This is a genomic window from Marinomonas sp. 15G6-16 (assembly GCF_055809555.1).
The window spans coordinates 142210-154201 of sequence record NZ_CM147916.1; the positions used below are offsets into that span (position 1 = coordinate 142210).

Below are 11992 nucleotides of genomic sequence, written 5' to 3' on the forward strand. Positions count from 1 at the left end.
CCCAGATTAATGAAAAAGTACCTAATTATAACCCACGCAATAAAAGCATGGGCGGCACTTTTAACACAGTCCTGCTGGCAAATATACCAATGGTTGAAATCACACCAACACCGATTAATGGGCCAAATAGCCACAAAGACAAATGGAAGCTTGGAGCGGTATTAAATACAAACACCTGCAACCCATACAGACAAGCCTCAGCGCCAATGGCGGCTATCAATCCAGAGAAGAAGCCAAGCGCACCAAACTCAACAAACAAGGCTTGTCTTACCAATGAACTTTTCGCCCCCAACACTCGAAGTAATGCGCCTTCTTCCAACCTTTCTTCCAATGTGGATCGCACACTGGCGAGCAGCACCAAAGCGCCAGCACTTAGAATACAAAGTAAAACCAATTGGATCGCTTGAGATAGCTGTCCGATGATCGTTTGTATCTGCTTCAAGATATCGCCTACGTTTAAAATAGACACGGTTGGGAATTGCGACATCGCACGATAGAAAGGCTGAGCAGACTCATCGCTAATAAATAAACTGCTCACAAAGTTCGCTGGATAATCTTCTAAAGCACTTTTAGGTAAAATGAGATAGAAGTTAGGCTGCATAGAACCCCAATCAACCGTGCGAACAGACGTAATCGGCAAGGTAACAACATTACCACCAATGTTGATGGTTAATTCATCTCCAAGGGAAAGGTTCGCTTCTTTAGCCGCTTCCTGTTCAACAGACAATCCTTCTGCGCTGAAATCGCCAGCTACTAATTCATTCCCTTCACCAAGCGTATCAGACCAAGTGAGATTTAACTCACGCTCAAATAATTCTGGCTCACCTCGAGCTTCTGGATAAAGGTCTTGAACCAAGTCTTCATTAACCGCAGTAACGCGGCCACGAACCATAGGGTACCAGTCAGATTTCTCAACATTAAGCTGAGTTGTCTCATTATTGATTTGCTCGATTTGGTTGGCTTGAACATTAAACAAATAATGATTCGGAGCGTCTTCTGGTAACTGTTGCTGCCAATCGGCAATCAAGCTTGATTTAATCCCGATCAAGATCAGAGTCAGCATGATAATTAGAGTGAAAACCAGAAGCTGAAACAAATTTGGAACTAAGCGGCGATACAAAGAAGCCAAGCCAATTTGCCAACCACTGGTTGCACCAGAAGTAAGCGAGCGCCCTAGTCTGAAAGCCAACCAACCAATTCCAGCAACTAACAAACTAATGCCAGCAATCACTACTGTCATAATGCTTGGCAGCAAAATACCATTGGTATAAAGGCACATCAAACCATACATACCAATAAAACCAATGACATAAACAAACAAGGTGTTTTGTTCAATTTTGGCATTGGGTTGCAGCACGGATAATGGCGAGATTTTTATTAGTCTCATCATAAGTGGCAAACAAAATACCAACATGGAAATAAAACCAGTTGCGGCACCTAACCACAAACGATCGACAGAAGGCGCAGGCAAACTGGTTGAAACCAAGCTAGATAACAAGGAAGCGATAATCTCCTGTATTCCCCAACCAATTCCAAGACCAATAAGCGCCCCAACAATTAACAAGGCGAATAATTGCTGAGCAAATATTCGCGTTAATAATTTCGGCGTGGCACCAAGTGTTTTTAGGATCGCAACTTGCATTAGGTGGCGTTTAACAAAACGAGCAGAAGCAAGCGCCATAGCAACACCCGACATAACAACGGCTAACGTACCAGCAAGCAATAAGAAAGATTCTGCACGACCAATAGTGTCGCCAATACGTTCGCCACGCTGAGCAGGAGTTTGCCAACGCTGTCCGTCTTCAAGTTGTGGTTTAACCCATTCTTCGTATTCTGATAAAGCTTCTCTGTCGCCAGCTAGCAATAACGAATAACGAACGCGGCTGCCTGGGATAATGACATTGGTAGCAGCAAGGTCTTGTATATTCATTACCGCACGCGGGGAGATAGCGAAAGCGGATGTGCTGGACCCAGGGTCTCTTACGAGATAATTGGAAACGGTTAATGAAGCTTCACCTACTTCTACTTCATCACCAATGCTGATGTTTAGCAAACTAGCGAGTCTGGATGATACCCAAACTTCGCCTTGCTTAGGGGAATCTGCTGTACTTTTTCCTGTACCGAACAAGGTGTCATCAACAAGATAAGCGCCTCGTAGCGGGTAATTATCACTCACCGCACTAAGCTGAGATAATTGGAGAGAGTCTTTAGCGAACATCATGGTAGTAAAAGAAGTTCGCTCAGCTTGCTCTAACGATAAGCTCCGAGCTTCCTGCTTCCATTCATCTGAAATAAGCTCATCTGATCGAATTAAACGATCGGCCGCCAAAAGGTTGGCAGATTCTTGCTCAAAAGAAAGTTGCAGACGATCAATAAAAAGCCCAATCGAGGTGACTGTGCTCACTGAAATAATAAGCGCCATGAGAAGTGTGATTAAATCCCCACTTCGGATGTCTCTTAACATCAAACGAAACGTAAAACTCATAGCGATTTTTCCGTAAGCTGACCCGCAGACATGACCAATTGACGGTCGCACATTTTCGCAAGCTCATTATCGTGAGTTACCATCACCAGAGTGGTTCCCTGTGATTTGTTTAAATCAAACAAGAGCTCAATAATCAGATTGCCGTTTTCTTCATCAAGGTTCCCTGTTGGTTCATCCGCGAATAGGATTTTAGGCTGAGAAGCAAAGGCTCTTGCAATGGCAACACGCTGTTGCTCACCGCCCGATAATTGATTTGGATAATGAGTTAATCGGTGAGACAAGCCTACTTTCTCTAACAAGGCTTCTGCTTTCTTGCGAGCGTTTTTGTCACCTTTTAATTCTGCTGGCAACATGACGTTTTCTATTGCCTGCAAACTAGGCAAAAGGTGGAAGGATTGGAAGACAAAGCCAACATACTGCCCGCGTATTAATGCTCGCTTTTCTTCGCTTTGGTCAGAGAAAGGTTGATCGTAAAGAGTGATGTCTCCTAATGTATTAACATCTAAACCTGCCAACAATCCTAATAATGTTGATTTACCTGAACCGGAAGAACCTACGATTGCCACAGATTGGCCTTCCATAATTTCCATATTTATTCCTTTCAATATGGTTAAATTCCCTGTATTCGAAGTTACTGTATGCGTTAGATTAGTAACTTTAATCGCGGTACTCTTTGCCATGCTGTTTCACTCTATAAGGTTTAATATGTTTATAAAAAGACACTTCGTACTATTCTGTACAATAACATTTCTCTTCATTAGCTCATTTGCTTCGGCGTCTACGTTATTGGTTATGGGCGATAGTCTTAGTGCAGCCTATAACTTACGACAACAAGATGGTTGGGTTAGTTTACTAGAAAAGCAACTTTCTCAATCAAACCCTGAAATAAAGGTTGTAAACGCTAGTGTCAGTGGAGAAACCACTCAAGGCGGCCTTTCTCGTTTCCCTGCTTTATTAGAAAGCCACAAACCAACATGGATCATTCTTGAGTTGGGTGCTAATGATGCATTACGAGGTTACCCTCTAAATCAGACCACAATCAATCTTGAAACCATGGTTGAGCGGGCTCATCAAGCGAATTCTAGCGTTTTACTCATTGGTAATCAGATTCCTCAGAATTATGGAAAACGCTATACAGAGATGTTTTTTAATTTATACAAAGACATCGCAGAAAAATACAATCTAGCTTATTTACCCTTTATGCTTCAAGATGTTGCGCTGAATAAAGAGCTGATGCAAAACGATGGAATTCACCCAAATGCCAAAGGGCAACCCATCGTACTAAAGAACATATTGCCTCACTTAGAAACACTTTTAGAAAAAAATAAGGAATAGACTATGAAAGCGGTTTTTTTAGACAGAGGTTCATTCCCCGACTCCATCAATATTGAATTGCCAGCGCAAATTAGCGAAGTAGTTGAATACCAAAACACACAACCAGAACAATTAGCAGAGCGCATCAAAGACGCTGATATCGTCTTAACCAACAAAATTGTGCTGAACGCAGACGCGATTCAAAAAGCTTCTAACCTGAAGCTGATTCAAGTTATGGCAACGGGCGTTAACAATGTGGATGCAAACGCCTTTCATGAAAAAGGTATTGCGATACAAAATGTTGAAGGCTACTCAGTTAACAGTGTTCCTGAGCATACATTTTCAATGCTCCTCGCCCTAAGAAGGAACCTTGTTTCGTATATCCAAGATGTGAAAGCGGGCAAGTGGTCGAGCTCTGAACATTTTTGTTTTTTGGATTACCCAATAAAAGATCTACACGATACCAACATGGTTATTATTGGTGGCGGTTCTTTAGGAAAAAGAGTCGGTGAAATAGCAAAAGCGTTTGGCATGAAGGTTACCTTTGCAGAACGCAAAGGAGCGAAAGAGCTTCGGACTGGTTACACAGAGTTTGAAAGCGCTTTAAAAGTAGCTGATGTTATCAGCATAAACTGTCCATTAACCGAAGAGACTAAAAACTTAATCAGCGATGCTGAATTCGCTTTAATGAAACCAAGCGCCCTGCTGCTTAATATCAGTCGTGGTGGAATCGTTGATGAACACGCATTGCTTAACGCATTCAAACAGCAAGCGATTTCCGGTGCCGCTTTTGATGTTGCTACACAAGAGCCGATGCCATTAGAGCACCCGCTACATCAATTAGCTGAGTATCCCAATTTTCTACTGACACCTCATATTGCATGGGCGAGTCATGAAGCCATGGAAACATTGGTTCGTATTGCTGTCCAAAAAATTGCGGCTTTTGTCGAAGCCAATAAGTAGAACATAGAATGACATTAGAGATTTTGTATCAGGATGATTATCTGGTTGCCGTCAACAAACCGGCTGGATTACTGGTTCATCGAACCCATTTAGCCAAAGAGGAAGAAGACGCCGTCGTTCAAAGGTTAAGGGATCAAACGGGGAAATGGGTGTTTCCTGTTCATCGGTTGGATAGAGGAACATCTGGCGTTTTGGTCATGGCATTTAGCCCTGAAATGGCAAGAAATCTATCAGTGCAATTTTCTGAATCTCAAACTAACAAAACATATCATTGTTTAGTTCGTGGTTTTTGTGATCCCGCAGGCACCATAGATTACCCTTTAGCCAAGCTAAATGAGCAAAAAGGTCGTTCTCGATTTAAAATTGAAGGAACAGAAAAGGAGGCTGAGACGAAATTTGTCTGCTTAACACGCTATCAAGCCCCGATTCCGGTTAGTCGATATCAAAGCATGCGTGTAAGTTGGTTGGAAGTGACACCAAAGCAAGGGCGAAAGCATCAGATAAGAAGACATTTTAAACACTTGTTGAATCCATTGGTTGGTGATTCTTGTTACGGTTGTCGACACATTAACAAAGCTCTTAAAGCCGAATGGCCGGAGCACTTTAGATTAATGCTTCATGCGTCGCATCTCGAATTCACTCATCCAGTGACAGAGCAAAAACTTATGATAAGCGCTCCTTTGAGTGATCAAATAATCGATATGCTTAATTTGCTAGCGCCTCATGAAGTTCCACTATAGGCATCAGAGCGTTAACGTCTTCTGATGCAGCCCATTTAAAAACCAAACTATCGTGTATGTCAGGGTCAAAGTTAATGCTGTTTTCTTGTCGTTCACTGACATGAAAGCCACAAGACATTAACACTTTCATTGATGCATTATTATGGTCCGCCACCTGTGCATACACTTCTGTAATTCCATAGCTGGCCCATAACATCAACAAGCGCTTCAATACGAATCTGGCAATTCCTCGATTAGTAAATTCATTGGCAACACGATAAGACACTTCCATAGTCCGCTGTTTTGCATCCAACACTTGGCCACTGAAACGACCAATTAACTCTCCGCTGGGCAAAACCACCAGATACTGTAGATTTTTAAACCTCCCATTGAGTAAATATCTAAAATAGTTCTCTGTTTGCTTACGCAAAACGTGTTTTGGCAAAAACTGAGAAAACCATCTTCTATTTCGAAACTCGAAAAGAAGAATGCTGTTAAGGTCTGCTTCTGTTGCTTGCCGGATAATTAATGATCTTTTCATATCGAAACACATGCCCCACATAAAGGATTACCTTCTAGCTTAGTGCAGATATGCGATAAATGCAGAAGATTACGCCTTTTTAACTGAATCCCCTTCTCCTAAATGGTAAAATCTATAAGACAATACAGTGTTATAAGGTATCATTCATGAAGAAGCGAAATTTAGTCTACTCAACGGATCAAGGGCGCTTATGTCCAGGTTGTGAACATTCAGTAGAAGACTGCCAATGTAAGAATGAGCAAGTCATTGGTGATGGCAAAGTACTCATTTCTTTAGAAACAAAAGGCAGAAAAGGCAAAGGTGTTACTGTTATTAAGGGCCTGCCTATTACACAAGACGAGCTAAAAAAACTGGGCAAAAAACTGAAAACCCAATGCGGCACTGGCGGTGCAGTTAAAGACGGCCAAATAGAAATACAAGGCGATCAACGCCAACAAATTAAAGTCATGCTTGAAAAGGAAGGCTATTCAAGCAAATTCAATGGCGGCTAATGTTGTTTTTCATAATGAAAACCATGGCATCTATAGTAAAGAAACTGAAGTGATACAGACAAATCAAGCGTTATTAACTATGATGGAACTAATCTCCTTTAATAAAAAACAAGGTTACAGCAGAGGCGCGAATGTTCCAGCATAATAAGCAACAAGCAGATCATTTAATGCGGTCAGCCATTCCTTTAATGGAGAAATTGGATATTCCACCAACGCCCTATAATTATGGGATTTGGTATGAGTACGCCTCCAACAGAACACCTGAATTGAACAAAGTTGTTGATACCGCTTTACGTCGATTCGGCAGCTTACCTGCATTTGTTTCTCAGGAGCTATTTAGCGAGTTTTTATTGTCTGAAGAGTTTCAGCACGCCCATCGACAAGGCCCTGTATTAAAACAACTCACGGATAACCTAGAATCTGAATCTGGCCAAGTTACTGATGAATTAACTCAGTTTTCCAAAATGCTTAGCCAGGGAAAGAAGGCCTTAAAAAACACCAAGGACACAAATCAAATTGAACGTATCGCTTCATTGCTCGAATTAAATACGTTCAAAATGAATCGAGTTGTTGAGCACTTCAATGACTCATTGGTATCTGCTCAAGAAGAGCTAGCAACATTGAGAGCAGAACTAGCAGACGCAAAACAAAGCACTGAATTAGATCCTATGACCTTGTTGGCTAATGAAAAAGGCTTTGAGCGCACACTCTTCTCGTTAGTGCCTTATGCCGAAGATGATTTAACTCTATTGATGATTGACATAGATGATCTAGGTAGCATTAATCAGGAATACACTAAAAAAGCCGGTACCTCTCTTATTCGTTACATAGCAAAGCTCTTACGAAGCTTATTACCAGAAGGTGGTTTTCTTGCACGCTTCCAAGGTGGACGATATGCCATGCTACTCAGTGAGACAGAGCTAAGCGAGGCAGCAGAACTGGCTGAGCACATACGTCATCAAGTTTCCATACAGAAAATACGTTACAAACAATCTAAAGTGCCTTTACGTCAGGTTACAGTATCTATTGGTTTGGGAACTCTATTTGGAAATGAAAGCCCTAACGACCTCATTGAGAAAGCTCAACATTACTTAGTATTTGCCAAACGGTCTGGCAAAAACTGCGTTACGCATCACGAATAAAGACTTTTGTTTTAAGGTAACAACATGCCAAAACCCTCAAGCCAAGCACACTGCACTTTGTTTCAAGTGCGTGACTACGAATGTGATATGCAAGGCATAGTAAATAACGCGGTCTATCAAAATTATTTAGAACACGCCCGCCATCAATTTATCAAAACCAAAGGACTAGACTTCGCCGAAATTACCAAACAAGGTATACATCTCGTCCTAATCAAAGCTGAGCTTGACTACAAGCGCTCACTGCAAAGCAGTGATGAGTTTTACATTCAAACCAGCGCAGAAAGAATCTCAAAACTAAAACTGGCTTTTAATCAGAGTGTATACAGAGCAAAAGACGATCAACTTATGCTGCAAGCCAAAATGACAGTGACATCCACCACCAAAGAAGGTCGACCAGTTGTGTTTGAGCAAGCTGACGTGCTGCTGACTAATTAAGTCCGTAGTATCAAAAGATAGTTTTTTAAAAATGAAAGCACCACAACGCCCTACCTTACCCCTTAATTAGATATAAGCAAAACATTGAGTAAGAGAAATAAAAAAGCCGAATAGACATAAATCTATTCGGCTTCTATTGATGTACTTTTTTCAGTACAAGATCAAGACTTAACTCTAACATCTTAATCTTTAAGGAATAATGGCGGTGAGCAAGAGATTCGAACTCTTGATGCCTTTCGACATACACGCTTTCCAGGCGTGCTCCTTCGGCCACTCGGACAGCTCACCAAAACAAATAAATACGCTCTGCGTAATTTGTGCGCGTATTTTAGAGAGCAATACTTTAGATTGCAACTTGTTTTGTAAAATAAACCTTAAGAATTAATCTCTTACCCATTCTAGACGTTCACTGAGCTTTGTGTCGGTAACAATATTACCGGCTTTTTCCGGTGTGCCAGCATAGATCAAGCCAATGATTTGGTCATTTTGCTCTAACCCAAGAAGTTCTTTTGTCTTTTCGGTAAAACAAGCAGATCCGCTACGCCACATCCCACCATAACCGAGCGCACTTAATCCAAGCAGAACTTGTTGAGCCGCTGCAGACGATGCCATAACTTGTTCAACTTCAGGAACTTTCGGATGCTCTTGTATGCGAGCGTAAACCAGTAGAACAGCAGGTGCACGAAAGGCTTTTTTGATAAAAGCCTCTTCTTTACTTTCAGGCATAGATACGACTTCAGATAAAGCATGATGCCAGTATATTTGACCTAACTTTGCTCTCCCTTCACCTTCATAAATACGGAAGCGCCATGGTTTTAAGTTGCCGTGATCTGCTGCACGACTTGCTGCATCAAGAATAGATTCCCATTCACTTTGCGTTGGAGCTGGCGCATTTAGTAGCGGTTGGGATACACGATTACGCATGAATGTTATAAATTCTTTACTCATAAGACATTGAATTCCGTTAATATGATGGGATTGCAGAAAGCAAGTATACTGTTTTATTACGCCTAAACAATAATGGATATCATGCCCATTTTTCTTGGGTCTAGGGGGAATTATGCCAAAGTGGCTTATCTGGACATTGCTAGAGCTCACGACTTTTCTTATGCTGGCTAATTTAACCTTTTTATGGCTTTCTCACCGCCTAAATAAAGACATTCAGAAACAAGAGCAAGAACCTGTAGACTCCAAAGATAGCGAGGCTAATAATACAGCTTCTGCGGATTTATCAGATAATACTAAAGCTTTTAAGCGCTTAGCACACTTCCTTGATCAACAGATAAGCCATGCTGCAGCCATGCTCAGTCCAAAGCAAGAGAATCAGCATGAAACAAATACTTTAAAGTTATGGGGAACCATTTTAAGAGCTGAGCGCGCTATTGTTTTAAATCAAGCCAGTGAGCAGCCAAAACCAATTCTAAACCGCTTTCTTGCTAACTTACTCTATGCGATATCCACCGCAAAGTTACAAACAGCGGACCCAGAGGAGTTACAGCAAAACCTAAAGGACATGGAGGATGAGTTCTTTCAATCTTCCGAGTTGCTCATCACGAAAGAGTCCTTATCAAAGAACCAAATGCTGCTGAACGAAGATTTACGCAACAACATTGATCGGGCTAATAAACGCATTAAGCAAATGGGCATTAAGATTGCGGAACAACAAAGACTGCAAATAGAAATTGATGAATTACAGAGAAAAATAAAAGCCTTAGAAGCCACTCAAAAGTTACATGCAGATGACTTTCCTGAGATTCAGGCTCACTTGCATGAAACACAAAATCAAAAAGCACATACAAAAAGCGCAACCTTCAAGCAAATATCCTCTCTTAACAACCTGTCTAATCGCCAGCAAATGGTAATTGAGCAGCTAAAAATTAAAATTGATCAAGCAAGAAAAAGCCAAGGTTCTGGCGATAGCATTGAGTCGCAAAAAATTGCTATAGCAAAAATGGAAAGATTAGCCGAAGAGTCACAAACAATCATCCTGCAATTAGAAGCGGAAATGGAGACTTCAAACTTATCAATTGCCTCTCTAAGACAAGACATTAATGCTAAGGATGAAAAACTTGCCGAGCTAGAGAAAATGCTCTCGCGCAGCAACGAAACAGCGATTGGAAATCTTCAAAACCTCCATGCCAGTCGGAAAGAGACATTAGGCTCTCTACGTGATGACTTAAATATCGCTCTAGAAAGCAACTCAAGTGAGAACTTAATTGAGCAAGATAAAGACACAAAAATGCTAGAGCGGCTTCTACAAGAGTCTGAGACCTGTGTTACTTTGTTGGCTCAGGAGCTAGAAACTGCCGAAGAAGAAAACAATCAATTAAAAGAAAAAGTGAATGCTCTCGCTAAAACAAACAGCGGAGAAACGCCACAAGAACACAGAGAGCTTCTAGAACAGCGAGAGAAAAATAGAACCCTAGTGGAACAAACAACCAGCCTAAAGAATCAGTTACTAAACTCAAAATCAAGTAAAGACCTTCAAGGGTTACGCGTAGAATATAATAAGAAGAGTTTAGAGTGTGATCGCCTACAATTGGCGTTTGCAGACCTAGAAATGAAATATCTAGGGACTCTTAATTAAGAGCCCCTACTCTAATAATGCATAAGATTGATTTAGGCGTTAAAGTCCAACATGCGCTGTAATGGAATAAGAGCCTTCGCTCTTGTTTCTTCTGGTACGTGGATTTCACCTAAATTGTTTTTAAGCGAATCTCGCAGCATTTCCAAGCTATTAAGCGCCATCCAAGGACAATGAGCACAACTTCTGCAACTTGCACCTGAGCCTGCCGTCGGTGCTTCAACGAAGCGTTTATCCGGAGATGCTTGCTTCATTTTATAGAAAATCCCTCTATCTGTTGCAACGATGAAGGTACTGTTTGTCATTTGCTTAGAGGCATTTAGCAATTGCGAAGTGGAACCTACTACGTCTGCCACCTCTACAACAGATTCTGGTGACTCAGGATGAACAAGTACAGCGGCATCTGGATAAATGGCTTTTAAATCTAAAATACCTTTAGCTTTAAACTCTTCATGAACGATGCAAGCACCATCCCAAAGAATCATATCTGCACCTGTTTCACGTTGAATATATCCACCCAAATGCTGATCAGGTGCCCAAATAATCTTTTCACCCTGCTCAACTAAATGATTAACAACATCAAGTGCAATACTTGAAGTGACAACCCAATCAGCGCGAGCCTTAACCGCGGCTGAAGTATTGGCGTAAACAACGACTTTTCTGTCTGGGTGCTGATCGCAAAAAGCAGAAAACTCATCGATTGGACAACCAATATCTAAAGAGCAAGTTGCTTCTAATGTGGGCATTAAAATAGTTTTTTCAGGGCTTAAAATTTTAGCCGTTTCCCCCATGAATTTAACACCAGCTACCACCAGTGTTTGTGCTTCATGATTAGCGCCAAAGCGAGCCATCTCTAAGGAGTCTGCAATAATACCGCCCGTTTCTTCTGCCAACTCTTGAATCGCATCCTCTGTGTAATAGTGAGCGACTAAGGCAGTATTTTTTTGCTTAAGTAAAAACTTGATCTCATTACGAATTTGTTCATTATCTAAAGACTCTTTCTGCAAGTTCTTCTCAGCAGAAAATAAATGCTTTTGAACGGTTTCGCGCAAGGCAGCTTTATTAAGAAGATCGGACATATCATTACCCCTTAAGAAACTGGGAGTGGAATGAGTGTTTTTGGTGGGTCGTACTGGATTCGAACCAGTGACCAATTGATTAAAAGTCAACTGCTCTACCAACTGAGCTAACGACCCAAAAATCACAAAAAGGAATTAAACGTTGGTGGGTCGTACTGGATTCGAACCAGTGACCAATTGATTAAAAGTCAACTGCTCTACCAACTGAGCTAACGACCCAACGGGTTGCGTATATTACA

12 protein-coding genes and 3 tRNA genes are annotated in these 11992 nt (G+C 41.3%); 7 read left to right on the forward strand and 8 right to left on the reverse strand.

Annotated features, from left to right (window positions below; genetic code table 11):
- Window positions 1–25 precede the first annotated feature (25 nt).
- Together AC0L46_RS00715 and AC0L46_RS00720 are read right to left on the reverse strand one after the other, a co-directional pair.
- Window positions 26–2485 (reverse strand): ABC transporter permease, encoded by a 2460-nt coding sequence (locus tag AC0L46_RS00715; RefSeq protein WP_473505018.1) that lies wholly within the window; start codon window positions 2483–2485, stop codon window positions 26–28.
- A complete protein-coding gene (locus tag AC0L46_RS00720; protein WP_473505021.1) occupies window positions 2482–3165 on the reverse strand; it encodes an ABC transporter ATP-binding protein in 684 nt (227 codons plus the stop codon). Before AC0L46_RS00720 ends, AC0L46_RS00715 begins: the two co-directional genes overlap by 4 nt.
- A 112-nt stretch (window positions 3166–3277) precedes the next feature.
- Here AC0L46_RS00720 and AC0L46_RS00725 point away from each other — a divergent pair, with 112 nt between their 5' ends.
- The 3 genes from AC0L46_RS00725 to AC0L46_RS00735 are packed head-to-tail and all read left to right on the forward strand — an operon-like array spanning window position 3278 to window position 5502.
- A complete protein-coding gene (locus tag AC0L46_RS00725; RefSeq protein ID WP_473505023.1) occupies window positions 3278–3820 on the forward strand; it encodes an arylesterase in 543 nt (180 codons plus the stop codon).
- 3 nt (window positions 3821–3823) lie between these two features.
- Entirely contained in the window at window positions 3824–4762 is a 939-nt protein-coding gene (locus tag AC0L46_RS00730; protein ID WP_473505025.1) for a D-2-hydroxyacid dehydrogenase, read from the forward strand.
- Window positions 4763–4770: 8 nt separating this feature from the next.
- Window positions 4771–5502, forward strand: a complete 732-nt coding sequence (locus AC0L46_RS00735; protein ID WP_473505027.1) for a pseudouridine synthase — start codon at window positions 4771–4773, stop codon at window positions 5500–5502.
- Here the strand turns inward: AC0L46_RS00735 and AC0L46_RS00740 are convergent.
- On the reverse strand, window positions 5468–6022 hold the full coding sequence (locus AC0L46_RS00740; RefSeq protein WP_473505029.1) for a GNAT family N-acetyltransferase: 555 nt from the start codon (window positions 6020–6022) through the stop codon (window positions 5468–5470). The genes AC0L46_RS00735 and AC0L46_RS00740 overlap by 35 nt on opposite strands.
- A gap of 146 nt (window positions 6023–6168) precedes the next feature.
- Between AC0L46_RS00740 and AC0L46_RS00745 the strand changes: the two genes are divergently transcribed.
- The 3 genes from AC0L46_RS00745 (at window position 6169) to AC0L46_RS00755 (ending at window position 8090) form a co-directional block, all read left to right on the forward strand.
- A complete protein-coding gene (locus tag AC0L46_RS00745; RefSeq protein WP_473505031.1) occupies window positions 6169–6513 on the forward strand; it encodes an SUI1 family translation initiation factor in 345 nt (114 codons plus the stop codon).
- Between the two features lie 131 nt (window positions 6514–6644).
- Window positions 6645–7655: a GGDEF domain-containing protein gene (locus AC0L46_RS00750; protein ID WP_414682364.1), complete on the forward strand. Its 1011-nt coding sequence runs from the start codon at window positions 6645–6647 to the stop codon at window positions 7653–7655.
- Window positions 7656–7679: 24 nt separating this feature from the next.
- Window positions 7680–8090 carry an acyl-CoA thioesterase gene (locus AC0L46_RS00755; protein ID WP_473505034.1) on the forward strand — a complete coding sequence of 137 codons (411 nt, stop codon included), beginning with the start codon at window positions 7680–7682 and terminating at the stop codon, window positions 8088–8090.
- A 200-nt stretch (window positions 8091–8290) separates the two neighbouring features.
- Here AC0L46_RS00755 and AC0L46_RS00760 read toward each other — a convergent pair.
- A tRNA-Ser gene (locus AC0L46_RS00760) sits at window positions 8291–8378 on the reverse strand.
- A gap of 93 nt (window positions 8379–8471) precedes the next feature.
- Window positions 8472–9038 carry a nitroreductase family protein gene (locus AC0L46_RS00765; RefSeq protein ID WP_473505036.1) on the reverse strand — a complete coding sequence of 189 codons (567 nt, stop codon included), beginning with the start codon at window positions 9036–9038 and terminating at the stop codon, window positions 8472–8474.
- 112 nt (window positions 9039–9150) lie between these two features.
- Here AC0L46_RS00765 and AC0L46_RS00770 point away from each other — a divergent pair, with 112 nt between their 5' ends.
- Window positions 9151–10677: a hypothetical protein gene (locus tag AC0L46_RS00770; protein ID WP_473505038.1), complete on the forward strand. Its 1527-nt coding sequence runs from the start codon at window positions 9151–9153 to the stop codon at window positions 10675–10677.
- Window positions 10678–10709: 32 nt separating this feature from the next.
- On the opposite strand, the gene nadA is transcribed toward AC0L46_RS00770, so the two are convergent.
- The 3 genes from nadA to AC0L46_RS00785 all read right to left on the reverse strand — a co-directional run bounded on the left by nadA (window position 10710) and on the right by AC0L46_RS00785 (window position 11972).
- Window positions 10710–11753, reverse strand: coding sequence for a quinolinate synthase NadA (gene nadA, locus AC0L46_RS00775; protein WP_473505040.1), 1044 nt, complete (start codon window positions 11751–11753; stop codon window positions 10710–10712).
- A 41-nt stretch (window positions 11754–11794) separates the two neighbouring features.
- Window positions 11795–11870: transfer RNA gene (locus tag AC0L46_RS00780), tRNA-Lys, on the reverse strand.
- A gap of 26 nt (window positions 11871–11896) precedes the next feature.
- Window positions 11897–11972 (reverse strand) — tRNA-Lys (locus tag AC0L46_RS00785).
- Window positions 11973–11992 lie beyond the last annotated feature (20 nt).